This window comes from Streptomyces globosus, from assembly GCF_003325375.1.
Lineage (GTDB): Bacteria > Actinomycetota > Actinomycetes > Streptomycetales > Streptomycetaceae > Streptomyces > Streptomyces globosus_A.
The window spans coordinates 437,501-463,331 of sequence record NZ_CP030862.1 but is presented as its reverse complement, the minus strand read 5'-3'; the positions used below and the strand labels follow the sequence as shown (position 1 = coordinate 463,331).

At 70.7% G+C, this 25,831-nt stretch carries 25 protein-coding genes, 2 rRNA genes and 1 pseudogene (1 of these 28 only partly in view); 6 read left to right on the top strand and 22 right to left on the bottom strand.

Going from position 1 to position 25,831, the window contains the following annotated elements:
* Positions 1-36 precede the first annotated feature (36 nt).
* Genes C0216_RS02200 through C0216_RS35190 form a run of 3 tightly spaced genes read right to left on the bottom strand, consistent with a single transcriptional unit; the run spans position 37 to position 1,188 of the window.
* The gene (locus C0216_RS02200; RefSeq protein ID WP_114053620.1) at positions 37-291 is read right to left on the bottom strand and encodes a Txe/YoeB family addiction module toxin; all 255 of its coding nucleotides are present in this window, start codon (positions 289-291) and stop codon (positions 37-39) included.
* Positions 288-569 carry a type II toxin-antitoxin system Phd/YefM family antitoxin gene (locus C0216_RS02195; RefSeq protein WP_114053619.1) on the bottom strand — a complete coding sequence of 94 codons (282 nt, stop codon included), beginning with the start codon at positions 567-569 and terminating at the stop codon, positions 288-290. The genes C0216_RS02200 and C0216_RS02195 overlap by 4 nt, the downstream gene beginning before the upstream one ends.
* Positions 550-1,188, bottom strand: a complete 639-nt coding sequence (locus C0216_RS35190) for an ATP-binding protein (RefSeq protein WP_342777086.1) — start codon at positions 1,186-1,188, stop codon at positions 550-552. Before C0216_RS35190 ends, C0216_RS02195 begins: the two co-directional genes overlap by 20 nt.
* On the opposite strand from C0216_RS35190, the gene C0216_RS02185 reads away from it, so the two are divergent.
* On the top strand, positions 1,187-2,011 hold the full coding sequence (locus C0216_RS02185) for a helix-turn-helix domain-containing protein (RefSeq protein WP_174250334.1): 825 nt from the start codon (positions 1,187-1,189) through the stop codon (positions 2,009-2,011). The genes C0216_RS35190 and C0216_RS02185 overlap by 2 nt on opposite strands.
* Positions 2,008-2,250 carry a DUF397 domain-containing protein gene (locus C0216_RS02180; RefSeq protein ID WP_114053618.1) on the top strand — a complete coding sequence of 81 codons (243 nt, stop codon included), beginning with the start codon at positions 2,008-2,010 and terminating at the stop codon, positions 2,248-2,250. Before C0216_RS02185 ends, C0216_RS02180 begins: the two co-directional genes overlap by 4 nt.
* 59 nt (positions 2,251-2,309) lie before the next feature.
* Here C0216_RS02180 and C0216_RS02175 read toward each other — a convergent pair whose 3' ends face one another.
* The 9 genes from C0216_RS02175 to C0216_RS02140 form a co-directional block, all read right to left on the bottom strand.
* Positions 2,310-2,582, bottom strand: coding sequence for a DUF1876 domain-containing protein (locus C0216_RS02175; protein ID WP_114053617.1), 273 nt, complete (start codon positions 2,580-2,582; stop codon positions 2,310-2,312).
* 605 nt (positions 2,583-3,187) lie between these two features.
* Positions 3,188-3,331: a hypothetical protein gene (locus tag C0216_RS33310; RefSeq protein ID WP_162793101.1), complete on the bottom strand. Its 144-nt coding sequence runs from the start codon at positions 3,329-3,331 to the stop codon at positions 3,188-3,190.
* A gap of 17 nt (positions 3,332-3,348) precedes the next feature.
* Entirely contained in the window at positions 3,349-4,023 is a 675-nt protein-coding gene (locus C0216_RS02170) for a hypothetical protein (RefSeq protein ID WP_162793100.1), read from the bottom strand.
* A gap of 673 nt (positions 4,024-4,696) precedes the next feature.
* Positions 4,697-5,698 carry a porphobilinogen synthase gene (gene hemB, locus C0216_RS02165; RefSeq protein WP_114053615.1) on the bottom strand — a complete coding sequence of 334 codons (1,002 nt, stop codon included), beginning with the start codon at positions 5,696-5,698 and terminating at the stop codon, positions 4,697-4,699.
* 136 nt (positions 5,699-5,834) lie between these two features.
* Complete coding sequence (locus tag C0216_RS02160; protein ID WP_114053614.1) at positions 5,835-7,505, bottom strand: uroporphyrinogen-III synthase; 1,671 nt, start codon at positions 7,503-7,505, stop codon at positions 5,835-5,837.
* Complete coding sequence (gene hemC, locus C0216_RS02155; RefSeq protein ID WP_114053613.1) at positions 7,502-8,470, bottom strand: hydroxymethylbilane synthase; 969 nt, start codon at positions 8,468-8,470, stop codon at positions 7,502-7,504. Before hemC ends, C0216_RS02160 begins: the two co-directional genes overlap by 4 nt.
* Positions 8,467-10,191 carry a glutamyl-tRNA reductase gene (locus C0216_RS02150; RefSeq protein ID WP_114053612.1) on the bottom strand — a complete coding sequence of 575 codons (1,725 nt, stop codon included), beginning with the start codon at positions 10,189-10,191 and terminating at the stop codon, positions 8,467-8,469. The genes hemC and C0216_RS02150 overlap by 4 nt, the downstream gene beginning before the upstream one ends.
* On the bottom strand, positions 10,188-11,018 hold the full coding sequence (locus C0216_RS02145; RefSeq protein WP_114053611.1) for a redox-sensing transcriptional repressor Rex: 831 nt from the start codon (positions 11,016-11,018) through the stop codon (positions 10,188-10,190). The genes C0216_RS02150 and C0216_RS02145 overlap by 4 nt, the downstream gene beginning before the upstream one ends.
* Before the next feature lie 272 nt (positions 11,019-11,290).
* Positions 11,291-11,569, bottom strand: a complete 279-nt coding sequence (locus tag C0216_RS02140; RefSeq protein ID WP_114053610.1) for a glutaredoxin family protein — start codon at positions 11,567-11,569, stop codon at positions 11,291-11,293.
* A gap of 121 nt (positions 11,570-11,690) precedes the next feature.
* Between C0216_RS02140 and C0216_RS02135 the strand changes: the two genes are divergently transcribed.
* The 3 genes from C0216_RS02135 (at position 11,691) to C0216_RS02125 (ending at position 15,323) form a co-directional block, all read left to right on the top strand.
* Entirely contained in the window at positions 11,691-12,650 is a 960-nt protein-coding gene (locus C0216_RS02135) for an HAD family hydrolase (RefSeq protein ID WP_114053609.1), read from the top strand.
* A gap of 395 nt (positions 12,651-13,045) precedes the next feature.
* On the top strand, positions 13,046-13,840 hold the full coding sequence (locus C0216_RS02130; protein ID WP_114053608.1) for an ECF subfamily RNA polymerase sigma factor, BldN family: 795 nt from the start codon (positions 13,046-13,048) through the stop codon (positions 13,838-13,840).
* Positions 13,841-14,117: 277 nt separating this feature from the next.
* A complete protein-coding gene (locus tag C0216_RS02125; protein ID WP_114053607.1) occupies positions 14,118-15,323 on the top strand; it encodes a DUF5667 domain-containing protein in 1,206 nt (401 codons plus the stop codon).
* An 85-nt stretch (positions 15,324-15,408) separates the two neighbouring features.
* Here the strand turns inward: C0216_RS02125 and C0216_RS02120 are convergent, their stop codons facing one another.
* The 8 genes and pseudogenes from C0216_RS02120 to C0216_RS02085 all read right to left on the bottom strand — a co-directional run bounded on the left by C0216_RS02120 (position 15,409) and on the right by C0216_RS02085 (position 22,190).
* Entirely contained in the window at positions 15,409-16,449 is a 1,041-nt protein-coding gene (locus tag C0216_RS02120; protein ID WP_114053606.1) for a lysophospholipid acyltransferase family protein, read from the bottom strand.
* Positions 16,449-17,516 (bottom strand): annotated as a pseudogene (locus C0216_RS02115) (NAD-dependent epimerase/dehydratase family protein); the annotation flags it as partial. The gene C0216_RS02120 and the pseudogene C0216_RS02115, both read right to left, overlap by 1 nt.
* Before the next feature lie 97 nt (positions 17,517-17,613).
* Complete coding sequence (locus C0216_RS02110; protein ID WP_003948845.1) at positions 17,614-17,712, bottom strand: 30S ribosomal protein bS22; 99 nt, start codon at positions 17,710-17,712, stop codon at positions 17,614-17,616.
* 162 nt (positions 17,713-17,874) lie between these two features.
* The gene (locus C0216_RS02105; protein ID WP_008738568.1) at positions 17,875-18,084 is read right to left on the bottom strand and encodes a helix-turn-helix domain-containing protein; all 210 of its coding nucleotides are present in this window, start codon (positions 18,082-18,084) and stop codon (positions 17,875-17,877) included.
* A 114-nt stretch (positions 18,085-18,198) separates the two neighbouring features.
* The gene (locus C0216_RS02100) at positions 18,199-19,029 is read right to left on the bottom strand and encodes a phosphatase (RefSeq protein ID WP_114053603.1); all 831 of its coding nucleotides are present in this window, start codon (positions 19,027-19,029) and stop codon (positions 18,199-18,201) included.
* A gap of 117 nt (positions 19,030-19,146) precedes the next feature.
* Positions 19,147-20,316 (bottom strand): acetoin utilization protein AcuC, encoded by a 1,170-nt coding sequence (locus tag C0216_RS02095; protein WP_114053602.1) that lies wholly within the window; start codon positions 20,314-20,316, stop codon positions 19,147-19,149.
* Positions 20,267-21,493, bottom strand: coding sequence for an MFS transporter (locus tag C0216_RS02090; protein WP_114053601.1), 1,227 nt, complete (start codon positions 21,491-21,493; stop codon positions 20,267-20,269). The genes C0216_RS02095 and C0216_RS02090 overlap by 50 nt, the downstream gene beginning before the upstream one ends.
* Positions 21,494-21,536: 43 nt before the next feature.
* Positions 21,537-22,190, bottom strand: coding sequence for an HAD family hydrolase (locus C0216_RS02085; protein ID WP_114053600.1), 654 nt, complete (start codon positions 22,188-22,190; stop codon positions 21,537-21,539).
* A 68-nt stretch (positions 22,191-22,258) separates the two neighbouring features.
* On the opposite strand from C0216_RS02085, the gene C0216_RS02080 reads away from it, so the two are divergent.
* Positions 22,259-22,855 carry a Uma2 family endonuclease gene (locus tag C0216_RS02080; protein WP_114053599.1) on the top strand — a complete coding sequence of 199 codons (597 nt, stop codon included), beginning with the start codon at positions 22,259-22,261 and terminating at the stop codon, positions 22,853-22,855.
* Between the two features lie 74 nt (positions 22,856-22,929).
* Here the strand turns inward: C0216_RS02080 and rrf are convergent.
* Together rrf and C0216_RS02070 are read right to left on the bottom strand one after the other, a co-directional pair.
* Positions 22,930-23,046: ribosomal RNA gene (gene rrf, locus C0216_RS02075) — 5S ribosomal RNA — on the bottom strand.
* Positions 23,047-23,120: 74 nt separating this feature from the next.
* A 23S ribosomal RNA gene (locus C0216_RS02070) occupies positions 23,121-25,831 on the bottom strand (it continues 407 nt past the right edge of the window).

The window sequence follows — 25,831 nt, the reverse complement described above, 5'->3', positions numbered from 1 at the left end:
GGGCGGAGGCGGGGGCGGCCCGGAGGGGCCGTCGGTTCAGTAGTGGTACCGGACCTGTGCGACCTCCACTGCTTGGTCCTGGATCCGGTACACCAGCCGGTGCTCGTCGGTGATCCGCCGAGACCACCAGCCCGACAGGTTCTCCTTGAGCGGCTCCGGCTTCCCAGTGCCTTCGAAGGGTGTACGCCGGATTTCGCTGATCAAGCGGTTGATCCGCTTGAGGATCTTCGGGTCGGCAGTTGCCCAGTACGTGTACTGCTCCCATGCCCGGCCCGAGAAGACAACTTTCACGCGGCGGACCCGGCTTCTTCCTCGTCGTCGACGCTGATCAGCTCTCTGGCCTGGCCTTGTCCGGCATCCAGCTCTGCGATCGATTCCATCAGGATCTGCGCGTTTCGCGGCGAGCGCAGGAGATAGACCGTTTCCTGCCAAGAGCGGAAGTCTTCAGCCGACATGATCACCACGTCACCGTGCTCCCGGGACGTGACCTCTATGGGCACGTGGTCTTCGTTGACCTGCCGGATCAGCGGATAGAAGCGCTGACGGGCCTCATTGGCTGACATCGACATGGCTGACCTCCCATGGACCACAGACGCAGTCATAGTCGTACGGGATTACCGTACCAGTCCCACCGTCGGGCCGACCCTGCATCGACCGCAGGCCGGTGCCGGCGCCGGTTGCCCCGTTCGCCGGCGCGCCGAACTCGCACCAGACCGACTTGCCCGGCTGCCTGGGCAGCACGCCCCACCGGTCCGAGACCGCCTCGACGATGCGCAGCCCGTACCCGTCGCCGACCCGGGTGCGGGACAGCCCGGGTCCGCTGTCGTGCACTTCCAGCCGCAGGCCGCCTTCGTACCGCCGGAGCCGGACGCGGTAGTACCGGCCGGGCGGGACGCCGTGGCGGAGGGCGTTGCCCGCGAGTTCGCTCACACAGAGCAACAGGTCGTCGCGGTGTTGGGTGACACCCCACACGTCAAGTGTTTCTGCCGTGAACTGCCTGGCAGCGGCGACAGTTTGGCGGGAGCGTGCGAAGTAGCGGCCCCTCATCCGGGCGGGTTCAATCTCCTGGATCACGGGGCGATCGTCGCCGTCCGTCACTACCGTGTGCAGGGCGACCACCCGTACCGATCCGTTGGTACGGGCAGGCACGGGTACATCGCGGGCGCAGGTGGGGAGTCCGGAAAACATGCCGCCGAGGAAACGCGTACCGAAGAACGGCACCGCTCTGAAGATGGTCGGGGCGCAGGTGGCCGTACTCCGGGTCAGGAAGGGCCTGACACAGCGCCAACTGGCCAAGTTGGTGCGGATGGAAGAGGAGACGATCGCCTCGATCGAGCAGGGCAGACGCGCCCTGATGCCGGACGTGGCCGAGATGATGGACCGGGTCCTGGAGTCGGGCGGGGTGCTGGCGGCGGGGGTGGAGAAGCTGCCGGCGGTGGATCAGGTGCCGGAGTGGGCTGAGGGGTTCATGGACCTGGAGCGGGAGGCTCTCGCCCTGTCCTCGTACCAGAACCAAGTCATCCCTGGCCTGCTCCAAACCGAGGCCTACGCCCACGCGGTCTTCACCAACGAAATCCCGGCACTGAGTCAGAAGAAGATCGCAGAGCGCGTCGCTGTACGGATGGCCCGCCAGGAGATCCTGCACCGACAGGATCCGCCAAACCTGAGCTACGTGATCTCCGAGGCGGCGCTTCGAGACCAGTTGGGCGGTCCGGACATCCACCGCGAGGCGCTCCTGCATCTGCGCGCCTGCACCGATCTGCACGGCGTGACCGTCCAAGTGATGCCCTTGGGGCGTCACACTCACGCGGGTCTCTCAGGCCCCTTCGTCCTTATCGTGACACCGGATCTGCAACACCTTGCGTACGCCGAAACGCAACGTGGCAGCCAGCTAATCTCCGACCCCAACGAGGTCAACATCCTGTCGGCCAAGTATGCGATGCTGCGGTCTCAGGCCCTCAACCCGGAAGAGACAACGGGCCTGTTGGACGGGTTGCTAGGAGAGCGATGAGCATCGCACTGAAGTGGTTCAAGTCCAGCTACAGCACCGAGCAGGGCGGCGACTGCCTGGAGGTCGCCATCGCTTGGCAGAAGTCCACCTACAGCGGCAGCGAGGGCGGCGACTGCGTCGAGGTCGCCACCTGCCCCGGTACCGTTCACGTCCGGGACTCCAAGGTCACCGACGGGCCGGTGCTGAGCCTCGCTCCCGCCGCCTGGACGGCGCTCGCCGGGTGGGTCGCGGGGCGGTAGCCGCGCCCCGCGGCAGCGGGTGTCGGCCGGGGCCCGGCCGACACCCGCTCATTCGCGGATCAGGGAGACAGCGGGTAGGAGTGCCGGCCCGTCGCCTCGTCGATCTCTCCGTGCGCCTTCTGCAACATCTGGGACGCGAGATCCATCAGCGCCCGCGCGCCCGCGATCTCTTCCCCGACCCTCAGCTGCGCCGGGTCGGAGGGGTGACGCATGGCGTAACCGCGCGCCCGCATCTCGGAGCCGTCACCGAGTCTGACCATGGCCGCCGCAGTGGTGCGGTGTCCGTCCTCGGTGAATTCGAGCTCCACGTGCCACCCGACCAGTGTGGACATGGTGCATCACCTCCAGGGGCTCACCCTTGTCCCTCCAGGGTGCTCCCGGGGTGGGCAGGATGCGAGCGGGGCGGGCGGGGTAGAGGGGAGGCGGCGGGGGCGGGGTTCGGCGGTGGCCGATCGATCGGGGTCGGGAGTGTGACTGGGGGAGTCCCCGGCAGTTGATGGTGTCCGGGGCGGCCCGGTCCCTCAAGGGCGCGCCCGTTGGGCGCGTCGCTGCGCGATGGCCCTTCGGGCCACCCTTGACCGACCGACCCGCCCCGGAGGCATTTTTTTCTGCCGGGGCACCCCCGGGGGAACGGCCTGGAGGGACGAAGACCAAAGAGGCCGATCAGAGCCCTGGCCCTCCCGCTCCGGCCGCCGCATCCAGCCCCACCGGCATCCTCAGAACCGTCGGCGGCGGCCGGGTGGGCTCTGCTGTCGGGAAACGACGCCCGGAGCACCATCCGGAGACAGGAGCGCCCCAGATCGCTACGTGGGCATCCTCTGCTCAGCGACTATCGGCCGTCAGGGGCCGGGAGGCGCGTCAGATCGCTACGTGGGCGTCGTTTGTCGGCGGCTGACCGCCCTGGGCGGGAAGAGGCCGTGGGCGGGAAAGGCGGGGGTCAGCGGAAGAGATTGCGCCAGAAGTTGGCGCGCACGTCGCGGATCCAGCACGACCTGTTGCAGTGCGGTACGCGGTACCAGCGGTGAACGACCGGGCGCCCACAGAACTGGCACGGCGCCATGCGGACCTTCTTCTCCCCCATGCCGTGGACTGTAGCGGTCAGGAACCGCTTTCGTACCGGCCCACCCGGTCCGAGACGTGCTGGAGGAGAGGGCTGAGGCGGTCGACGATGCCCTGGTAGTCGCGGGTGGCGCCGTCGGACCACTGGCCCAGGCCGACGACCATCGAACGGCCCCGGCCGGTGAAGGACTGCACCATGCCGCTGTCCGGCGGAAGGGTCTTCAGGCCCGATCCGGGGGGCGGCGCCTGGGCGCCGACCTGGTAGTCCGTCGGGTTGCCGCCGAGGCGCATCACCAGCGTAACGGTGTCCTGCGGGTCCCTCATGGTGAAGACCGCCAGGTTGAACTGGTTGTTCTGGGCGTCCTTGTAGAGGGCGACGTGCTCGCCGAGGCAGCCCTTGCCCGCCTCGATCATGCCGGCGAGGGCCGGGCCGACCGAGTCGGGTTCGGTGCACGACTTCAAGGTCGCGGCTCCCACCTTGGTGAAGTCGCCGCCCTTCCCGTCGGGCACCCGGTCCGGGAAGGCGTCGGCGAGCGGGATCACCGGCCGGTCCGATGCGCTGGGCACCGCCTCGGGCGCGGCGGCCGCCTCCTGCCTGCCGGCGACGGTCTCCCCGCCGACCCTCGTCAGGACGAAGAAAACCACGCCCGCAACGACCAGGCCGATCACCAGCTGCAAGGCAAGCGGAACGTTCCGCTTTTCAGTCATGCTCACGACGAACACCCTAGCGAGCACCGCTGACACCGCAGGTCACAGCCACATTCCGGTTCCGTCGCCCGGCCTGACCCGAGACGGCCGCCCGTCGCCAGACAAGAGGAGCACGTAGCGATCCGATGCGTCTGCCCGCCCCGGACGGCGGTCGGCCGCCGAGCCGACGGCGCCCCCGTAGCGATCTGCCGCGCCGCCCCCGCCCCTGACGGCCGATAGTCGCTGAGCCGAGGACGCCCACGTAGCGATCTGGGGCGCTCATGTCTGCGGATGATGCTCTGGACGTCGTTTCGCTACGTCACGGCCCACCCGGGCTTCCGCCGTCGGGTCGGCTGGCTGGTGGGGCGAAAAGAGCCCCCGGGGCGGGAGGGAAAGGGCTCTGATGGCCCTGAATGGTCCACGTACCCCCTGGCCGTTCCCCTGGGGGCGTCCCGGCAGAAAAAATGCCTCCGGGGCGGGTCGGTCCCTCAAGGGTGGCCCGAAGGGCCATCGCGCAGCGACGCGCCCAACGGGCGCGCCCTTGAGGGACCGGCCCGCCCCGGACACCATCAACTGCCCGGGACACCCCCAGTCGCGTCTCCGCTGCTGACCGGTCGGCTCCCGCCAAACCGCACCGCGGCCGCCGCACATCCGACGCCGAGTCGCCGGCTCCCGCCGTCACACCCCCGAGCGGCGCCCGTCACCGCTCCCGCCGCAGCCACCCCGCGACTTCCGTGGCCCAGTACGTCAGGATCGTGTCCGCGCCCGCCCGCTTGATGCCGGTCAGGGTCTCCATGATGGCGCGGTCGCGCTCCACCCAGCCCTTCTCCGCGGCCGCCTCGATCATCGCGTACTCGCCGCTGATCTGGTACGCGGACACCGGTACGTCGACGGCCTGGGCGACCCGGTACAGGATGTCGAGGTACGGGCCGGCCGGCTTCACCATCACCATGTCGGCGCCCTCCTCCAGGTCGAGCGCCAGCTCGCGCAGCGACTCGCGCGCGTTGGCCGGGTCCTGCTGGTAGGTCTTGCGGTCGCCCTGGAGCGAGGAGGCGACGGCCTCGCGGAAGGGCCCGTAGAACGCGGACGAGTACTTGGCGGTGTAGGCGAGGATGGCGACGTCCTCGTGGCCCGTCTCGTCCAGCGCGTCCCGGATGACGCCGACCTGGCCGTCCATCATGCCGCTCGGCCCGACCACGTGGACGCCCGCGTCGGCCTGGACCTGCGCCATCTCCGCGTACCGCTCCAGCGTCGCGTCGTTGTCGACGCGCCCCTGCGCGTCGAGGACGCCGCAGTGGCCGTGGTCGGTGTACTCGTCCAGGCACAGGTCCGACATGATCACCAGGTCGTCCCCGACCTCCGCCTTCACATCCCGGATCGCGACCTGGAGGATGCCGTCCGGCTCGGTACCCGCAGTCCCCAGCGCGTCCTTGTTCTCGTCGGCGGGAACCCCGAAGAGCATGATGCCCGCGACGCCCGCCTCGACGGCCTCGGCGGCGGCCTTCCGCAGGGTGTCGCGGGTGTGCTGGACCACGCCCGGCATCGCCTTGATCGGCAGCGGCTCGCTCAGACCCTCCCGGACGAACGCCGGGAGGATCAGGTCGGAGGGGTGCAGCCGGGTCTCCGCGACCATCCGCCGCATGGCAGGGGTGGTGCGCAGCCGGCGGGGCCGCGAGCCGGGGAAGGATCCGTACGCGCTCATCTTCAGTCGCCTCTTCGAGCTTCGACAGCAGTCGGGGTCGGGTCCCAGCCTAGGGCCGGGCCCGCCCCGTGAAGCGTGAGGGCCCGGGTGCGGCTGCACCCGGGCCCTCGGCTCCGCTCGTCGGCCAGGACGTCCCTCAGGTCGTCCGGCGCCGCCGCGCCCCCGGCCGGCGCTCGCTCGGCCGGGACACCGACTCGCCGGCCTCCTTGGCGGCCTCGCGGCGCGCCGCGCCGTACTCGGCGAGGGCTTCGGCGAGCTTGCCCACGCTCGGCTCCGGCGACAGGACGTCGACGCGGAGGCCGTGCTCCTCGGCGGTCTTGGCGGTCGCCGGGCCGATGCAGGCGATGACGGTGACGTTGTGCGGCTTGCCGGCGATGCCGACGAGGTTGCGCACCGTCGAGGACGAGGTGAAGAGCACGGCGTCGAAGCCGCCGCCCTTGATCGCCTCGCGCGTGTCCGCCGGCGGGGGCGAGGCGCGCACGGTCCGGTAGGCGGTGACGTCGTCGACCTCCCAACCGAGCTCTATCAGCCCGGCGACGAGGGTCTCGGTGGCGATGTCGGCGCGCGGCAGGAAGACGCGGTCGATCGGGTCGAAGACCGGGTCGTACGGCGGCCAGTCCTCCAGCAGTCCGGCGGCGGACTGCTCGCCGCTCGGCACGAGGTCGGGCTTGACGCCGAACTCGACGAGGGCGGCGGCGGTCTGCTCCCCCACCGCTGCGACCTTGATGCCGGCGAAGGCGCGCGCGTCGAGCCCGTACTCCTCGAACTTCTCGCGTACCGCCTTGACGGCGTTCACCGAGGTGAAGGCGATCCACTCGTAGCGGCCGGTGACGAGGCCCTTGACGGCGCGCTCCATCTGCTGCGGGGTGCGCGGCGGCTCCACGGCGATGGTGGGGACCTCGTGCGGCACGGCGCCGTAGGAGCGGAGCTGGTCGGAGAGGGAGGCGGCCTGCTCCTTGGTGCGGGGGACGAGCACCCGCCAGCCGAACAGCGGCTTCGACTCGAACCAGGCGAGCTCCTCGCGGCGGGCGGCGGCGCCCTGCTCGCCGACGACGGCTATCACCGGGCGGGTGCCCTCGGGGGAGGGCAGGACCTTGCCCTGCTTGAAGACCTGGGCGATGGTGCCGAGGGTGGCGTTCCAGGTCCGCTGGCGGGTGGTGGTGCCGCCGACGGTGACGGTGAGCGGGGTGTCGCCGGCGCGGCCGGCGGCGACGAGCTCGGCGCAGGCGGCGGGGACGGTCTCCAGGGTGGCGGAGACGACGACGACGCCGTGGCCGGAGCCGACCTCGCTCCAGCACTGCGCGGAGGCGTTGCGGGCGTCGACGAAGCGGACGTCGGCGCCCTGTTCGCCGCGCAGCGGGACGCCCGCGTAGGCGGGGACGCCGACGGCGGTGGCGACGCCGGGCACGACCTCGAAGGGGATGCCCTCGCCGGCGCAGGCGAGCATTTCGGAGGCGGCGTTGCCGTCGAGGCCGGGGTCGCCGGTGACGGCACGGACGACCCGCTTGCCGGAGCGCGCGGCCTCCATGACAAGATTGGCGGCGTCCCGGATCACCGGTACTCCGGCGGCCGCTGACGCCTCGTCAGCGATCGTCAGCTGTGGCGTGTCCACTCCGGCGCGCGCGTGCGTGCGGACGACCTCGAGCACCTCGGGCTCCGCGATGAGCACATCCGCGGCGGCGAGCGCCTCGACGGCGCGCAGCGTCAGCAGTCCCGGGTCGCCGGGGCCCGCACCGAGGAAGGTGACGTGCCCGTGCCCGGCGGCGGCGACGGGGAGAGCGGAGGTGGTGGGACGTGAGGGGTTCAAAGGGATCGCTCCCCCATCAGACCGGCCGCGCCCTTGGCCAGCATCTCGTCCGCGAGTTCGCGGCCGAGCGCCATGGCCTCGTCGTGCGACTGGGGCACGGGACCGGTGGTGGACAGCTGCACGAGCGTCGCGCCGTCGAGGGTGCCGACGACGCCGCGCAGGCGCATTTCATTGACAATCTGCCCGTCGGCCAGAAGGTCGGCGAGCGCGCCCACGGGGGCGCTGCAGCCGGCCTCCAGGGCGGCGAGCAGGGACCGCTCGGCGGTGACGGCGGCCCGGGTGTGCGGGTCGTCGAGCTTGCCGAGGGCGGCGATGAGGTCCGCGTCGGACGCGAGGCACTCGACGGCCAGGGCTCCCTGGCCGGGTGCGGGCAGGACGCTGTCGACCGACAGGTGGTCGGTGACCTCGCCGCTGCGGCCGATCCGGTTGAGGCCGGCGGCGGCGAGGACGACTGCGTCGAGCTCGCCGCTGTGCACGAAGCCGATGCGGGTGTCGACGTTCCCCCGGATGGCGACGGTCTCGATGCGCTTGCCGAGGGTGCGGGCGTAGTGGTGGAGCTGGGCGGTGCGGCGGGGCGAGCCGGTGCCGACGCGGGCGCCGTCGGGCAGCTCCGCGAAGGTCAGGCCGTCGCGGGCGACGAGCGCGTCGCGGGGGTCCTCGCGCAGCGGCATGGCCGCGATGACGAGGTCCTCGGGCTGCGTGGTCGGCAGGTCCTTGAGGGAGTGCACGGCGAAGTCGACGTCGCCGCGCAGCAGGGCGTCGCGCAGGGCGGTGACGAAGACGCCGGTGCCGCCGATCTGCGCGAGGTGCTCGCGGGAGACGTCGCCGTAGGTGGTGATCTCCACGAGCTCGACGGACCGGCCGGTGACGGCGCGCACCGCGTCGGCGACGTGCCCCGACTGGGACATGGCGAGCTTGCTGCGCCGCGTGCCGAGCCGGAGGGGCTGGTCGGAGCGTGAATTCATGATGCCCGTCCTGAGTCGTGGGTCTGGTTGGCCTGGCCGGCCGCGGCCGCCCCGTCGGCCCGGCTGACGGAGGCCACCGTCTGCGGGTCGAGGTCGAAGAGTTCGCGCAGGGCGTCGGCGTACCCTGCGCCGCCGGGCTCGCTGGCGAGCTGCTTGACGCGCACGGTGGGGGCGTGGAGGAGCTTGTCGACGACGCGGCGGACGGTCTGGGTGACCTCGGCCCGCTGCCGGTCGTCGAGGTCCGGCAGGCGCCCGTGGAGGCGTGCGACCTCCATGGCGACGACTTCCGCGGCCATCGCGCGCAGGGCGACGACGGTGGGGGTGATGTGCGCGGCGCGCTGGGCGGCGCCGAAGGCGGCGACCTCGTCGGCGACGATGCCGCGTACGGCGTCGACGTCGGCGGCCATGGGGGCGTCGGCGGAGGCCTCTGCGAGGGACTCGATGTCGACGAGGCGTACGCCGGGGATGCGGTGCACGGCGGCGTCGATGTCGCGGGGCATGGCGAGGTCGAGCAGGGCCAGGCGTACGGGGGTGCCGTCGGCGTGGCTGCGGGTGCCCTTGCGGGGCTGCCGCTGGGCGGCGGCCTCGCCCTGGTCGGCCCAGGTGCCGTGGAGTTCGAGGTCGGTGGCGTCGACGCCGGTGAGGGCGGCGCGCCCGGCGGCGGCCGGCGCGTCGGCGGGGCAGCCGTCGGGGCCGGGGGCGCCGGTGAGGGTACGGGCGACTCCGGCGTCGGCGAGGCGGCCGCCGGCCGCGGCGACGGCGGCGAGGCGGGCGACGACCTCGGGGTCGAGGCCGGCGGGCAGGGCGGCGGGCCGGGCCGGCGCGGGGACGGCGGTGCGCGGGCCTGCCTGCGCGGGGAGCGTCCGGGGCGCCGCGGCCGGGGTGTGGGCCAGGGCGGCGGCGACGTCGTCGCCGGTCAGGACGAGGCCGGTCGCTCCGGTGCAGGAGACGACGATGTCGACTCGTGTCAGTTCGTCGGCGACGGCGGCCATGGCCACGGCCCGGGCGGTCACGCCTGTGCCTGAGGCAACCAGAATCTCGACGAGACGGTCGGCGCGCGCGGCGGTCCGGTTGGCGACGACGACCTCGGCGGCGCCGACCCGGGCGAGGGTGGCGGCGGCGAGGGAGGACATGGAGCCGGCGCCGATGACGAGGGCCCGCTTGCCGGCGGCCCAGGACTCGACGGGCTCGCGTCCGGCGGCCAGCTGCTCCAGGCCGAAGGTGACGAGCGACTGCCCGGCCCGGTCGATGCCGGTCTCGGAGTGGGCGCGCTTGCCGACCCGCAGGGCCTGCTGGAACAGGTCGTTCAGCAGGCGGCCGGCGGTGTGCAGCTCCTGGCCGAGCGCGAGGGTGTCCTTGATCTGGCCGAGGATCTGGCCCTCGCCGACGACCATGGAGTCCAGTCCGCAGGCCACCGAGAAGAGGTGGTGGACGGCCCGGTCCTCGTAGTGCACGTACAGGTACGGGGTGAGCTCTTCGAGCGCGACGCCGCTGTGCTGGGCGAGGAGCGTGGAGAGTTCGGCGACGCCGGCGTGGAACTTGTCGACGTCCGCGTACAGCTCGATGCGGTTGCAGGTGGCGAGCACGGCGGCCTCGGCGGCCGGTTCGACGGCGAGGGTGTCGTGCAGCAGCTTCGCCTTGGCGTCGGCCGACAGCGAGGCGCGCTCCAGCACGCTCACGGGCGCGCTGCGGTGGCTCAGTCCCACGACGAGGAGGCTCATGCCGGCATCACCGCCGGGACGTCGCCCTCGGGTCCGGGCTTGCGGGCGCCGGAGGCGGGGCGGGCGGCGGGCGGCACGACGGCGGAGGCGTCCGCCCCGGCGCCGGCGGAGGCAGCGGAGGGCGCGGTGGCGGCGCCGGCGGCGGGGGCCGGGGCCGCGGAGTCCTCGCCGGCCTTGCGCTGCTCGTGGAAGGCGAGGATCTGCAGCTCGATCGACAGGTCGACCTTGCGCACGTCGACGCCGTCGGGGACGGAGAGGACGGTCGGCGCGAAGTTCAGGATGGAGGTGACGCCGGCGGCGATCAGCCGCTCGCTGACCTGCTGGGCGGCGCCCGCCGGGGTGGCGATGACGCCGATGGAGACGCCGTTCTCCCGGATGATCTTTTCGAGGTCGTCGGTGTGCTGGACGGGCATGCCCGCGACGGGCTTGCCGGCCATGGCCGGGTCGGCGTCGATCAGCGCGGCGACGCGGAAGCCGCGGGAGGCGAAGCCGCCGTAGTTGGCGAGGGCCGCGCCGAGGTTGCCGATGCCGACGATGACGACGGGCCAGTCCTGGGTCAGGCCGAGCTCGCGGGAGATCTGGTAGACGAGGTACTCGACGTCGTAGCCGACACCCCGGGTGCCGTAGGAGCCCAGGTAGGAGAAGTCCTTGCGGAGCTTGGCGGAGTTGACGCCGGCGGCCGCCGCCAGCTCCTCGGAGGAGACCGTGGGCACCGAGCGCTCGGAGAGCGCGGTCAGGGCGCGCAGGTACAGCGGAAGCCGGGCGACGGTGGCCTCGGGGATACCTCGGCTGCGGGTCGCCGGTCGGTGAGTTCGGCCAGTTGCCACGATGCTCCTGCGGGATGAGCGGGGCTGAAGGCGGTCCTCTGTCCCCAGACCGCCCCGTCGACAGCAGGCTATGTCTTTGTGAACGCGTGCACAAAGATTGTGTCCGCTTTGTCCGACCAAAGTGACCGGGGTCACGCGCCGTGGGGCTGCGGCCGGACGGCGCACAACGCACCGAACCCGTTCAGATCCTGCCGGGGGCAAACCGACACACACTCCTCACCCATACGCCCCCGAGATCCCACAAAACGCCCATGATGGTAGCCGTCGGGCGGTCAGCCTTCCAACGCCCGGCGCAGCCGGTCCGGGTTCACCCTCCAGAAGGTGTGCTGCTCGCCGTCCACGAGGACCACCGGGATCTGCTCCCAGTGCCGCCGGTAGAGCTCCTCGTCCTGGGAGATGTCCTTCTTCTCCCACGGCGCGCCCACCTCGGCGCAGACGCGGGCGACCACGGCCTCGGCGTCGTCGCACAGATGGCACCCCGGCTTGCCGATGAGGGTGACCATCCGCTCGCCGGGGCTCTTCTTTTCCTTGCGGCGCAGCAAAGGGCTCATGCCCCCATTCTCACGCCCCGCGCGCCGGCCCCCGTGCGCCGGCCCCCGCGCACCGAGGAGTTCACGCCCCGGCAATCGCGCGGTTTCGGGAAGTCCCGAACACAGTGGCTATGCTCGCGTCATGGCCGCTCGAGGATGGCTCACCCCCCGTAGGCGCTCCGCCACCGCGCGGAGCGTGCTGGCAGGCGAGGCCTCGGCCGAGGCCGCCCGCAAGACCGCCCAGGTCCTCGAAGCGGAGGCGCCTGCGGAGGCCGCCGGGCCCGAGCCCGCCCTGCCCGAGGCCGTCGAACCGGAATTCCCGGTGGCCGGGGACGACCTGGCCGCCGCCTTCTTCGACCTCGACAACACCGTCATGCAGGGCGCGGCGATCTTCCACTTCGGCCGCGGCCTGTACAAGCGGGAGTTCTTCCGCCGCCGCGAACTCGCCCGCTTCGCCTGGCAGCAGGCCTGGTTCCGGCTGGCCGGGGTCGAGGACCCCGAGCACATGCAGGACGCCCGCGACAGCGCGCTGTCCATCGTCAAGGGGCACCGGGTCAGCGAGCTCATGTCCATCGGCGAGGAGATCTACGACGAGTACATGGCCGAGCGGATCTGGCCGGGTACGCGCGCCCTGGCCCAGGCCCACATCGACGCCGGCCAGAAGGTGTGGCTGGTGACGGCCGCGCCGGTCGAGACGGCCACGATCATCGCCCGCCGGCTCGGCCTGACGGGCGCCCTGGGCACGGTCGCCGAATCCGTGGACGGCGTCTACACCGGCCGCCTGGTCGGCGAGCCGCTGCACGGCCCGGCGAAGGCGGAGGCGGTGCGCGCGCTGGCGGTGGCGGAGGGCCTCGACCTGGAGCGGTGCGCGGCGTACTCCGATTCGCACAACGACATTCCGATGCTGTCACTCGTCGGGCATCCGTACGCGATCAATCCGGACACAAAACTGCGCAAGCATGCCCGTGAGCACGACTGGCGGCTGCGCGACTATCGGACCGGCCGCAAGGCCGTGAAGGTCGGCGTCCCGGCGGCCGCCGGGGTCGGCGCGATCGCGGGCGGCGCGGCCGCCGCCATCGCCCTGCACCGCCGCCGCAAGTAGCCTCCGCGGCGCCCGGGCGGCCCGCCGCCTGCACCGGAGCACCCCGGCCGCCCGTACGGCGGCGAGCGCGCCGGCCCGCCGGGCCGCCCGGCGCACATTCCCCCAGCCCTACCCGCGCAGGCGGGCGGGCACGCACGCCTGCGCGACCCGGTCCCGAGCCAGCCTGGAACTGCCCATTCCGCGCCATCGACCGATCAACAAGCGATCACCAATTGCGACCGAATATGCCTTCGACACGCAACAGAAGTGTCGGAATCGATGATTTGTGCAACTGGGTGTAGTGCCGCCTGTACGAAGCGTTATTCTCCTCAGACGCATGCCGCCGCCCATCTGTCGCCACGACGGGTGAACGGCCTCGCACTGCACGTGATGGAAGCTCTGCCTCTGGGAGTCCCGTGTACCCACCTGTCGGGGTTGACGCCTCGGGCCTGGCTACGCTGCGCGCAACGGTCCTGGACCACCTGCGCGGCTTCGTCCCCACCGCGTACGCCGTCCCTGCCCTCGCCGCCGGCCTCGGCCCGGCCGGTCCTTGCTATGCCCTGGCCGACGGCGGAGCGACGGTGGGCAGACGCGGTCGCGCGGCCGGCACCGCCACCACCGGCACCACGGCCCCGGCCGCCCGCCGGCCCACCGCGGACAGCGACCAGGCCCGCATGATGGACCTGGTCGAGCGCGCGCAGGCCGGCGAGGCCGAGGCGTTCGGCCGGCTGTACGACCAGTACAGCGACACGGTGTACCGGTACATCTACTACCGCGTGGGCGGCAAGGCGACCGCGGAGGACCTCACCAGCGAGACGTTCCTGCGCGCCCTGCGCCGCATCTCGACCTTCACCTGGCAGGGGCGCGACTTCGGCGCCTGGCTCGTGACGATCGCCCGCAACCTCGTGGCCGACCACTTCAAGTCCAGCCGCTTCCGCCTCGAAGTGACCACGGGCGAGATGCTCGACGCGAACGAGGTGGAACGGTCCCCCGAGGACTCGGTGCTGGAGTCCCTCTCCAACGCCGCCCTGCTGGAGGCGGTCCGCAAGCTCAACCCGCAGCAGCAGGAGTGCGTGACCCTGCGCTTCCTCCAGGGCCTGTCGGTCGCGGAGACGGCCCGGGTGATGGGGAAGAACGAGGGCGCCATCAAGACCCTCCAGTACCGGGCGGTGCGCACCCTGGCCCGCCTGCTCCCGGAAGACGCCCGCTGATTTCCTCCCCGACGGCCCCCGCCCCGCCGCCGCAGGCCTCCCCCCACCCCTTCCGACCGCTCACCATCCACACAACCGGTGACCCCTCGATGACGCTGTGGTCCGATCATCCTTCGTCCGTAACCCAACTGCCGCGCCGCTCGTTGTGCGGGATGCAGGCTCCCTTTGGACGCGCCCTGCCCGAAGCCGCTCACTCGAAAGGGTGGATGTGCTCAAGGAAGGCAACCTTCCGGACACCTTGGGGAGTCGATCGTCATGACGAGAGGAGGTGCCGCCAGTGATCGCGAACGTGACTCCGCACCGGCGGGCGAACGCCTTCGCCCAGGCCCTGGAGGATCGGAACCCGTCGTCCGACCTTTCCGAACCTGACCCGGCGGCCGAGCAGTCCGAGGCACCTGCCGAATCTGCCGACCACGAGCGGTTGTTGGCCCTGGCGAGCGTGCTCGGCGAAATGCCGCGCCCGGTGCTGGACCCCGAGGTCAAAGTGGTGCAGCGAGCGCAGCTCGTGGCCGCCATGGAGGCCATGGTGATGGAGGAGAGGGCCGGAGGCGGTGCCGCTTCGGACCCTCAGCTGCCCGAGCAGCGGGCCGGCCGCGGCGCCCACCGGGCGACCTCGCTCCGGAAACTGCGGCCCCGCTCCCGCTGGTCCAAGGGCATCGCGGCAGGCGGCCTCACCGTGGGTGTGGCCGCGGGGGCCTTCAGCGGAGTCGCCGCTGCCAGCACGGACGCCCTCCCCGGTGACACCCTCTACCCGGTCAAACGGGGCATGGAGGACCTCAAGCTCGGCATGGCCGACGAGGACGCCGACCGGGGCGAGCTCTACCTGGACCAGGCCTCGAACCGCTTGTCGGAGGCGCGCCGCCTGATGGAGCGCGGCCGAACGGGCGTCCTGGACCACGAATCGCTGGGCGCGATCCGCCGCGCCCTGGACGGCATGAAGCACGACGCGGCCGAAGGCCACCGACTGCTCCAGGCCGCGTACGAGCGGGACGGCTCGCTGGGCCCGATCCAGACGCTGTCGTCGTTCTCCCGCTCCCACCGCGACGCATGGGGCAGGCTCCGCGACAAGCTCCCCGCCCAACTGGGCGACGTCGGCGGCGAGGTGGAGTCGGTCTTCCAGGCCATAGACGATGACGTGGCGCCCCTCCAGGCCCTCCTCCCGAAGGCTCCGGAGCAGACGCAGGGCAACGGCGGCGCCCCGGCCCGGCCGAGCGCCCCGGCCGGGCAGCAGCAGGCCCCGGCGCCGGGCGCGGGAGCACCCGCCGCAAGCCAGGCCCCGGACGCACCGCCCGCCGCGCAGCCGACACCGGCTCCCGGCAGCGGCCTCCTCGGCGGTACAGGCGACCTGCTGAAGCCTCCGGCAGGGCAGCCCACGCCCGGCTCGACCGCGGGGTCGCAGGCCCCGCAGCCGGAGATCACCCTCCCGCCGCTGCTCCCCGGCCTGCTCCCTGGCCTGGGACTGACGGCGGAGGACGCCGAGTAGGGCCCCGCCCTGCACGGCACGAGGTGCCCGGCCCCCGCGGGGGACCGGGCACCTCGTCCTGCCGGACGCCGGAACGATCCGGGCGTCAGAAGAAGACGGACCTCCGCTGCACCAGCAGCTTGTACAGCGTGTGCTGGATCTGCTCGCGCACCTCGTCCGTCAGGTTGAACATCAGCATCGGGTCCTCCGCCGCCTCCGGCGGGTAGCCGTCCGTCGCGATCGGCTCCCCGAACTGGATCGTCCACTTCGTCGGCAGCGGCACGGCCCCGAGCGGGCCCAGCCACGGGAACGTCGGCGTGACCGGGAAGTACGGCAGCCCGAGGAGCCGCGCGAGCGTCTTCGCGTTGCCGACCATCGGGTAGATCTCCTCCGCGCCGACGATGGAGCACGGCACGATCGGGGTGCCCGCCCGCAGCGCCGTCGACACGAACCCGCCCCGCCCGAACCGCTGGAGCCGGTACCGGTCGCCGAACGGCTTCCCTATCCCCTTGAACCCCTCGGGCATGACGCCGACGAGCTCGCCCGCCTCCAGGAGGCGCTGCGCGTCCTCCGCGCACGCCAGCGTGTGCCCGGCCTTGCGCGCCAGCTCGCCGACGACCGGCAGCATGAACACCAGGTCCGCCGCCAGCAGCCGCAGGTGACGCTGTGCGGGATGCCGGTCGTGGACGGCGACCTGCATCATCAGCCCGTCCAGCGGCAGCGTCCCGGAGTGGTTCGCCACGATCAGCGCCCCGCCCTCGGCCGGGATGTTCTCGACGCCCCTGACCTCGACGCGGAAGTAGCTGTCGAACAGCGGCCGCATCAGGGACATCAGGACCTGGTCCGTCAGCTCCCGGTCGTAGCCGAACTCGTCGACCTCGTACTCGCCCGTGATGCGGCGCCGCAGGAACGCCAGCCCCGATGCGAGCCGCCGCTCCCAGCCGGGACCCTCCGCGCCGGCCCGCGGGCCGGACGGAGCGCCGTCCGCGCCGTCGCGCGGCCCGCCCGGGACCGGTGTGCCGGCCTCCGGGCCCGCCTCGGCGTCCGGCGCCGGTGCGGGGCCGGGCACGGCGCGGACGGCGCGCCGGTCGGCGCCGCGCCGCCGCGGCCGGTCCTCGTCGAACGGAATGACCTTGGCGTCCGCCACTATCGCTGCGCTCCCTCGTCGGCTCCGGCAACCCCGGCGTCCAGCATGCCCGCGACCCGGTCCACGGCCCGGGCCAGCCGCTCCGGCGGCAGCAGCCCGCTACCCCGGCCGGCCGCGAAGTCGGCGAACGTCTCGGAGGTCGAGTACATCGGCTTGAAGCCCAGCACCTCCCGCATCTGCGCGGTCTCCACGACCCGCCCGTGCGTGAGGAGCCGGATCTGCTCGGGCGAGAACTCGGTGACCCCGACCACCCGCAGCGCGGCCCCCACCCAGCCGACCGCGGGCTGCGCGAGCGGCAGCGTCGGCCGGCCCAGCCGCCGCGCGCACTGCGACAGCAGCAGGACACCGTCCCCGGCGATGTTGAAGGTGCCGCTGTTGAGGGTGCCCCGCCGCGGCTCCTGCGCCGCCATCCGCAGCACCTCCAGGACGTCCTCCTCGTGGACGAACTGAAGCCGCGGGTCGTGGCCGAGCACGGTCGGCAGGACGGGCATCGAGAAGTACTCGGCGAGCGCCGAGTCCGCGTACGGGCCGAGGATGTTCGCGAACCGCAGGACGCACACCGCGACGTCGGGCCGCCGCCGGGCGAACCCCCGGACATACGACTCGACCTCGCCGGCGTCCTTCGCGAAGCCCGGCGGCGGCTGCGACTTCGGCTGGGTGGTCTCGGTGAAGACGGCCGGATCCCGCGGGGTGCCCCCGTACACGCTGGTACTGGACTTCACCACGAGGCGGCGCACCGTGGGCGACTTCTGGCAGGCGCCCAGCAGCTGCATCGTCCCGATGACGTTGGTCTCCTTGACGGCGCTGCCCGTGCCGCCCGTCGCGGAGCTGCCCCCGGTGACCGCGAGGTGGACGACCGTGTCGACGGCGTGTTCGGCGAGGACCCGCGCCACGGACGACTGCCGGATGTCGGTCCGGACGAACTCGGCGCGCCCGAGGTTGTGCGGCGGCGGGACCGCGTCGACGGCGACGACGCGCTCGACCTCCGGGTCCCGTTGGATCCGCCGTACGAAGCGGCCTCCCAACTGCCGGGCAGCCCCGGTCACGAGCACGACCTTCCCCACGAGCCCCGCGCCTCCCTCGTCCCCGCCTGTTCCCGGCTACACCGCAGCCCCTCCACCAAAGGATGGTGGAGGGGCTGCGGAGAACACGTACAGCTGCCGTTTACTTCTTGTTACGGCGCTGAACGCGGGTGCGCTTGAGCAGCTTGCGGTGCTTCTTCTTGGCCATCCGCTTACGCCGCTTCTTGATAACAGAGCCCACGACTACCCTCGCTCACTTCTCGGAACATCCCCGCGCCCGCGGGGATCGGTGCGGGGCGTCTGGGCCCACACGACCTACGTCGGCCTAGCCTACCCGCCCGAGCTCCGAGCTTGTAATCCGAGGCGACCCGAAGGTGGCCCAAAGGTGTCGCGGGCCCCACTCTCAGGCCGACTCCACCCCCACATAGGACTCTCGGAGGTACTCGTGGACCGCGTTCTCGGGGACCCGGAAGGACCGGCCCACCCGGATTGCGGGCAGATGACCGTTGTGCACCAGGCGGTACACGGTCATCTTCGACACTCGCATCACCGAGGCGACCTCCGCCACGGTCAGGAACTGAACCTCACTGAGAGGCCTCTCGCCAGCAGCCATGACACACCTTGACCTTCCGTGCATGACGGGCACCGGCTTCCCCTCCGGTTACTCCTCGTCGTCGCACGCTCACTCCCCAGATTAGGGGCGCGTGATACGAGTGGGGAAGAGGAGCTACGGCCACTCCTGCGCGCCCGGCAGACTCGCCCGGTCCAGTAGATACCGCGTGAGCGGTCTGTAGTAGTCCGCGCGCACGCCGTCATCAACCGGAACCGCCACCGCGACGCGCCCCTCGGCCTCCCCGACGAAGACCGCCGGATCGTCCGTGTCCGCCAGCCCGATCGCGTCCACACCGAGCTGACCTGCACCGCAGACCCACCCGTGGTCCCCGATGACCAGCTGCGGCAGCGGCCCTGCGCCCTCCGCGAGGGCCTCCAGCGCGATCCGAACCGGCAGGGGTGAATGGGTGTGCGCGCCGGTGGCACTCCCGGGAGGCCGCGCGCCGGGTGCTCGCACCAGCGCGACCCCCCGTACGTAGTCGAGGCAGTGCGTGCGTACCCCGAACCGGGTCGCGACGTCGATGCGCGCGCCCTGCGCGGGGGTGAGGACGACACAGCCGGCCGCCGACAGGGCCCGGGCCAAACTGGCGTAGAACTCCAGGAGGCGGTGGGGGTGGCCGGTGCCGAACAGGACGGGTTCCCGGGCGGCCGCCGCCGCTCCCAGCCGCTCCGCGAACGCCCGGAGCGCGGCGAGGGTCCGCTCCGGGTCGATCAGGTCCGGGCCGCTGACGTGGGCGGGGTCGGCGGAGACCCCGCATCTGTCCGCCATGAGGTGCAGGAGTTCCCGCTCGCCCCAGCCGGGTTCGGGGTCGAGGCCGAGGAGCGCACGGGGGTCGCCGGCCGCGAACAGCCGGTAGCTGCGCAGGCTCTCCTCGCGGGTGGTCGCGACGGGCCCGGCGAGGCGGGCGGCCAGCAGGTGCGCTCGCAGTGCGCCGGTGCTCAACACCCGTCCGATGCTGCCGCACCGGGCCCGGCGGGGTGCCGGTTCGGGCGGGATTGCGCACAGTTGGCGTAACGATGCTTCACCTGTGCCGCCCGGGGTGCGGGCGGGGCGGCGTACCGGCTAGGGGAGCATCCCGCGGAGCGGGAACACGGCCCGCCGGGCGGCGAGGACGGCCTGGTCGGCGCGGTCGGCCGGGTCGTAGCCGGCGTCCCAGTCCCGCCAGGCGGCGTCCCGTCCGTCGGTCATCCGGCCCGGCGCGAGCTGACGGGTCCGCGCGTACACCTCGTCCCGCCAGGAGGCGGGTAGGGCCGCGGCGGGGTCGACGGGCCGGTGGGCGGCGATCCCGACGAGGTGGGTCCAGGAGCGGGGCACGACGTCGACGACGGCGTACCCGCCGCCGCCGAGGGCGAGCCACCGGCCGCCGGCGTGCTCGTGGGCGAGCCGGTGGCAGGATTCCTGGACGGCGCGCTGGGCGTCGAGGGACACCGCCAGGTGCGCGAGCGGGTCCTCGAAGTGGGTGTCGGCGCCGTGCTGGGTGACGAGCACCTGCGGCCGGAAGTCGGCGAGGAGTTCGGGGACGGTGGCGTGGAAGGCCCGCAGCCAGCCCTCGTCTCCGGTGCCGGCGGGGAGGGCGATGTTGGCGGCGGTGCCTTCGGCTCCGGTCCCGCCGGTCTCCTGCGGCCAGCCGGTCTGCGGGAAGAGGGTGGCGGGGTGTTCGTGCAGGGAGACGGTCAGGACCCTCGGGTCGTCCCAGAACGCCGCCTGGACGCCGTCGCCGTGGTGGACGTCGACGTCCACGTAGGCGACGCGTTCGGCGCCGAGTTCGAGCAGGCGGGCGATGGCGAGGGCGGCGTCGTTGTAGACGCAGAACCCGGAGGCGCCGCCGGGCATGGCGTGGTGGAGTCCCCCGGCGAAGTTGACGGCGTGGGCGGCCTCGCCCCGCCAGACGGCCTCGGCGGCCGCGACGGACTGCCCGGCGATGAGCGCGGACGCCTCGTGCATGCCGCGGAACGCCGGGTCGTCGACGGTGCCGAGCCCGTACGACCCGTCGGCGGCGCCGGGGTCGGCGGACGCGCCGCGGACGGCGGCGATGTAGTCCTCCCGGTGCACGAGCCGCAGGGTGGAGTCGCCGGCGGGCGGCGCGGACCGCACCTCCACCTCGCGGTCCAGTCCGAAGGCGCGCACGAGGCCCATCGTCAGGGCCAGGCGCACCGGGTCCATCGGATGGCTCGGCCCGAAGTCATAGCCGGTCACGGCCTCGTCCCACATCACCAACCCGCGGCTGCTCATGCGGGACACCGTATAGGGCGCCGCCGGAGCCGAACGAACGGGCGTACAGCAGCGTGACCAGCACGAGGGCAGCCGGTACGAGCATCGCCCCGCGGGGGCTCCAGGCGTCGCCGAGCGCGCCGACGAGCGGTGAACCGATGAGGAATCCGGCGTAGTTGAAGATGTTCAGCCGGGCGACGGCGGCGTCGGAGGATTGCGGGTACAGCCGCCCGGCGGCCGCGAAGGTCTGCGGCACGATGACGCAGAGCCCGAGTCCGAGGAGCGTGAACCCGGCCATTCCGGCCCAGGGTCCGGGCGCCGCGGCGACGACGGCGAACCCGCCGGCGGCGAGGACCGTCCCGGCCCGTACGACGGCTGCCGCGCCGAAGCGGCGCACGCCGAGGTCGCCGACGGCGCGCCCGGCGAGCGTGGTGGCCATGTACAGGTTGTAGGGGAGCGTGGCAAGTTGCTCGGAGCCGCCGAGGACGTCCAGGACGTACTTGGCGCTCCAGTTGGAGACGGTCGCGTCGCCGATGTACGCGCACGTCATCACGGCGCAGAGCGGCAGCAGCGGCCGGAAGCCGCCGGTTCCGGCAGCGTCCTGCGGTGTCCGGCCGGTCGGCGGCGGACCGGGCCGGTCTGCGGTGTGGAGGGGGCCGGCGGCAAGGATGCCGGGGAGGAGTACGGCGGCTGCGGCGAGGTAGGTCGCGGGCAGCCCGAGGTGCCAGTGGGCGGCGGCCCAGGCGGCGGACGCGCCGGCGATCCCGCCGAGGCTGTAGGCGGCGTGGAAGCCGAGCATGATGCTGCGGCCGTAGCCGTGCTGGAGGCTGACGCCGAGCATGTTCATGGACGCGTCGAGCGCGCCGACGGCCAGCCCGAACACGGCGAGCGCGGCGGCCGCGTGGCCCAGGGTGCGGCCGGCGCCGACGCCGAGGAGGGACAGCAGGACGAGCGGCTGCGACCACCGGAGCACGGCGGCGGGCCCGACGCTCCGGGCGAGGCGCCCGGCGGCGACGCTGCCGACCCCGGCCAGGACCGGCACGGCGGCGAGGAAGGCCGGCAGCAGGGCGTCGGATATCCCGTACCGGTCCTGGATCGCGGGGATCCGCGTCACGAGGAGCGCGAACGCGACGCCTTGGGCGAGGAAGCAGAACCCGAGGGCGCCCCGCGCACGCCGCAGCCGAAGATCCTCCGTCATGGCGGCACAGCGTACGGCCGGGGCCTACCTGTGGGTAGGGATCTCACACGGGCAGTTCGAGGAGGCGGGGCAGCTCCTTCATGTCGGAGAAGTGGCCGGTGGCGCCGGCGAGCCGCTCGGCGGGCATCATGCCGGTGAACCCGTAGACGTCCATGCCGGCGGCGAGGGCGGCCTGGACGCCGAGCGGGCTGTCCTCGACGACGACGCAGCGGGCGGGCGGCACGCCCATGCTGCGGGCGGCGTGCAGGAAGAGGTCGGGGGCGGGCTTGCCGCGGCCGACGTCCTGGGCGCTGAAGACGATGCCGTCGCCGAACCACCGGCCGAGCCCGGCGGCCCGGTGGCCGACCCGTATCCGCTCGTGGCTGCCGGAGGAGGCGAGGCAGTACGGGATTTCGTGCGCGGTGAGTGCGGCGAGCACGTCCTCGACACCGGGGACGGGGGCGAGTTCGCGCGCGAACGCGGCGAAGGTCCGCGCGTGGAGGGTGTCGTCGAAGTCGTCCGGCAGCCGCTGACCGGTCCGCTCCCGGACGAGGTCGTGGACGCGGTGCACGGCGGCGCCCATGTAGTCGCGGACGGAGTCCTCGTAGGAGGTGGGGTGCCCGAGCTCGGTGAGGTACCCGGCGAGGATGGTGTTGGCGACGGGCTCGCTGTCCACCAGCACACCGTCGTTGTCGAAGATGACGAGGTCATAGCGCATGCCCCCAACGTAGACGCACCCCTGTTGCCCTGCGGATACGCTGGTCGGGCACCCACCAGGAGGAGTCCATGGCCGATCTCACCCCCGAGCAGATGCGCCGCCTGCACGACTTCGCGGAAGAGCTCGCGGCGCTGGCCGAGCACCAGGAAGACCAGTGGAAGGTGCAGACCACCGACGGCCAGATCTTCCTCACGATGATGAGCCCGACGGCTCCCCATGGCCTGAACGTGGTCCGGCTGCGTCGGCAGATCGAGGCGCAGACCCCGGAGGTCATCGCGCTGAGCGACACGAACATGGGAGATCCGGAGACCGGGTTGACGAAGGTCCCCGACCTGATGGTGATCGCGGAGGAGGACGTCGACGACACCGCGAAGGTCGTGAACTCGCGGGACGTCATGCTGGTGGTCGAGGTCGTCTCACGGACGAACTCCCTGACGGACATCCGCGACAAGCTGCTGGACTACCCGAAGATGGGAATTCCGCTGTACGTCGTGGTGGATCCTCGGAAGGACAGGAAGACGGTCACGGTCCACAGCGACCCTTCGCGGGGACCCGACGGGATCCGCTTCCGCAAGGAAGTCCCCTACGCCTTCGGGGAGACCGTCACCGCCGGCCGATGGTCCCTCGACACGACGTCTCTGAAGAGCTACCCCGCCGAATGGTGAGGGCGGGGCATTCCGCCCCTGAAACGCAGGAAAGCCCCGCACCAGAGCTGGTGCGGGGCTGACCCACAATGATTGTTCGGCGGCGTCCTACTCTCCCACAGGGTCCCCCCTGCAGTACCATCGGCGCTGAAAGGCTTAGCTTCCGGGTTCGGAATGTAACCGGGCGTTTCCCTAACGCTATGACCACCGAAACACTATGAAGTTGAACTCAAGCCGGCAAGGCGAGTTCGTTGCTTCAGAACTAACACAGTGGACGCGAGCAACTGAGGACAAGCCCTCGGCCTATTAGTACCAGTCAGCTCCACCCGTTACCGGGCTTCCACATCTGGCCTATCAACCCAGTCGTCTACTGGGAGCCTTACCCTCTCAAGGAGGTGGGAATACTCATCTTGAAGCAGGCTTCCCGCTTAGATGCTTTCAGCGGTTATCCCTCCCGAACGTAGCCAACCAGCCATGCCCTTGGCAGGACAACTGGCACACCAGAGGTTCGTCCGTCCCGGTCCTCTCGTACTAGGGACAGCCCTTCTCAATATTCCTACGCGCACAGCGGATAGGGACCGAACTGTCTCACGACGTTCTAAACCCAGCTCGCGTACCGCTTTAATGGGCGAACAGCCCAACCCTTGGGACCGACTCCAGCCCCAGGATGCGACGAGCCGACATCGAGGTGCCAAACCATCCCGTCGATATGGACTCTTGGGGAAGATCAGCCTGTTATCCCCGGGGTACCTTTTATCCGTTGAGCGACGGCGCTTCCACAAGCCACCGCCGGATCACTAGTCCCGACTTTCGTCCCTGCTCGACCCGTCGGTCTCACAGTCAAGCTCCCTTGTGCACTTACACTCAACACCTGATTGCCAACCAGGCTGAGGGAACCTTTGGGCGCCTCCGTTACCCTTTGGGAGGCAACCGCCCCAGTTAAACTACCCATCAGACACTGTCCCTGATCCGGATCACGGACCGAGGTTAGACATCCAGCACGACCAGAGTGGTATTTCAACGACGACTCCACAACCACTGGCGTGGCCGCTTCACAGTCTCCCACCTATCCTACACAAGCCGAACCGAACACCAATATCAAACTGTAGTAAAGGTCCCGGGGTCTTTCCGTCCTGCTGCGCGAAACGAGCATCTTTACTCGTAGTGCAATTTCACCGGGCCTATGGTTGAGACAGTCGAGAAGTCGTTACGCCATTCGTGCAGGTCGGAACTTACCCGACAAGGAATTTCGCTACCTTAGGATGGTTATAGTTACCACCGCCGTTTACTGGCGCTTAAGTTCTCAGCTTCGCCCCACCGAAATGGAGCTAACCGGTCCCCTTAACGTTCCAGCACCGGGCAGGCGTCAGTCCGTATACATCGCCTTACGGCTTCGCACGGACCTGTGTTTTTAGTAAACAGTCGCTTCTCGCTGGTCTCTGCGGCCACCCCCAGCTCAAGGTGCAAGACCTATCACCAGGAATGGCCCCCCTTCTCCCGAAGTTACGGGGGCATTTTGCCGAGTTCCTTAACCATAGTTCACCCGAACGCCTCGGTATTCTCTACCTGACCACCTGAGTCGGTTTAGGGTACGGGCCGCCATGAAACTCGCTAGAGGCTTTTCTCGACAGCATAGGATCATCCACTTCGCCACAATCGGCTCGGCATCAGGTCTCAACCTTGTATGAGGGACGGATTTGCCTACCCCTCGGCCTACACCCTTACCCCGGGACAACCACCGCCCGGGCTGGACTACCTTCCTGCGTCACCCCATCGCTTACCTACTACAAGTCCGGTTCGTCGGCTCCACCACTTCCCTTCACCCGAAGGATCCAGGACGGCTTCACGGACTTAGCATCGCTCGCCTCGATATTGGGCGTTTCAAAGCGGGTACCGGAATATCAACCGGTTGTCCATCGACTACGCCTGTCGGCCTCGCCTTAGGTCCCGACTTACCCTGGGCAGATCAGCTTGACCCAGGAACCCTTAGTCAATCGGCGCACACGTTTCTCACGTGTGTATCGCTACTCATGCCTGCATTCTCACTCGTGAACCGTCCACAACTCGCTTCCGCGGCTGCTTCACCCGGCACACGACGCTCCCCTACCCATCACAGCCTCCGTTGGGAGTATTGCTGCAATGACACGACTTCGGCGGTACGCTTGAGCCCCGCTACATTGTCGGCGCGGAATCACTTGACCAGTGAGCTATTACGCACTCTTTCAAGGGTGGCTGCTTCTAAGCCAACCTCCTGGTTGTCTCTGCGACTCCACATCCTTTCCCACTTAGCGTACGCTTAGGGGCCTTAGTCGATGCTCTGGGCTGTTTCCCTCTCGACCATGGAGCTTATCCCCCACAGTCTCACTGCCGCGCTCTCACTTACCGGCATTCGGAGTTTGGCTAAGGTCAGTAACCCGGTAGGGCCCATCGCCTATCCAGTGCTCTACCTCCGGCAAGAAACACACGACGCTGCACCTAAATGCATTTCGGGGAGAACCAGCTATCACGGAGTTTGATTGGCCTTTCACCCCTAACCACAGGTCATCCCCCAGGTTTTCAACCCTGGTGGGTTCGGTCCTCCACGAAGTCTTACCTCCGCTTCAACCTGCCCATGGCTAGATCACTCCGCTTCGGGTCTAGAGCGTGCAACTCAAACGCCCTGTTCGGACTCGCTTTCGCTACGGCTTCCCCACACGGGTTAACCTCGCTACACACCGCTAACTCGCAGGCTCATTCTTCAAAAGGCACGCAGTCACGAGACGTGCAAGCACGTCCGACGCTCCCACGGCTTGTAGGCACACGGTTTCAGGTACTATTTCACTCCGCTCCCGCGGTACTTTTCACCATTCCCTCACGGTACTATCCGCTATCGGTCACCAGGGAATATTTAGGCTTAGCGGGTGGTCCCGCCAGATTCACACGGGATTTCTCGGGCCCCGTGCTACTTGGGAGATGAGCAAGCAAGCCGCTGATGTTTCGTCTACGGGGGTCTTACCC

What these genes read in the sequence shown, in the direction of transcription:
- C0216_RS02175 (WP_114053617.1), bottom strand. Translation starts at nt 2,582, where the DNA reads ATGTCCACACTGGTCGGGTGGCACGTGGAGCTCGAATTCACCGAGGAC.
- C0216_RS33310 (WP_162793101.1), bottom strand. Translation starts at nt 3,331, where the DNA reads ATGGGGGAGAAGAAGGTCCGCATGGCGCCGTGCCAGTTCTGTGGGCGC.
- C0216_RS02105 (WP_008738568.1), bottom strand. Translation starts at nt 18,084, where the DNA reads ATGGCTGCTGGCGAGAGGCCTCTCAGTGAGGTTCAGTTCCTGACCGTG.
- C0216_RS02095 (WP_114053602.1), bottom strand. Translation starts at nt 20,316, where the DNA reads ATGAGCAGCCGCGGGTTGGTGATGTGGGACGAGGCCGTGACCGGCTAT.
- C0216_RS02140 (WP_114053610.1), bottom strand. Translation starts at nt 11,569, where the DNA reads ATGAGCCCTTTGCTGCGCCGCAAGGAAAAGAAGAGCCCCGGCGAGCGG.
- C0216_RS02180 (WP_114053618.1), top strand. Translation starts at nt 2,008, where the DNA reads ATGAGCATCGCACTGAAGTGGTTCAAGTCCAGCTACAGCACCGAGCAG.
- C0216_RS02080 (WP_114053599.1), top strand. Translation starts at nt 22,259, where the DNA reads ATGGCCGATCTCACCCCCGAGCAGATGCGCCGCCTGCACGACTTCGCG.
- C0216_RS02185 (WP_174250334.1), top strand. Translation starts at nt 1,187, where the DNA reads ATGCCGCCGAGGAAACGCGTACCGAAGAACGGCACCGCTCTGAAGATG.
- C0216_RS02090 (WP_114053601.1), bottom strand. Translation starts at nt 21,493, where the DNA reads ATGACGGAGGATCTTCGGCTGCGGCGTGCGCGGGGCGCCCTCGGGTTC.
- C0216_RS02135 (WP_114053609.1), top strand. Translation starts at nt 11,691, where the DNA reads ATGGCCGCTCGAGGATGGCTCACCCCCCGTAGGCGCTCCGCCACCGCG.
- hemB (WP_114053615.1), bottom strand. Translation starts at nt 5,698, where the DNA reads ATGAGCGCGTACGGATCCTTCCCCGGCTCGCGGCCCCGCCGGCTGCGC.
- C0216_RS35190 (WP_342777086.1), bottom strand. Translation starts at nt 1,188, where the DNA reads ATGTTTTCCGGACTCCCCACCTGCGCCCGCGATGTACCCGTGCCTGCC.
- hemC (WP_114053613.1), bottom strand. Translation starts at nt 8,470, where the DNA reads ATGAATTCACGCTCCGACCAGCCCCTCCGGCTCGGCACGCGGCGCAGC.
- C0216_RS02085 (WP_114053600.1), bottom strand. Translation starts at nt 22,190, where the DNA reads ATGCGCTATGACCTCGTCATCTTCGACAACGACGGTGTGCTGGTGGAC.
- C0216_RS02195 (WP_114053619.1), bottom strand. Translation starts at nt 569, where the DNA reads ATGTCGATGTCAGCCAATGAGGCCCGTCAGCGCTTCTATCCGCTGATC.
- C0216_RS02150 (WP_114053612.1), bottom strand. Translation starts at nt 10,191, where the DNA reads ATGAGCCTCCTCGTCGTGGGACTGAGCCACCGCAGCGCGCCCGTGAGC.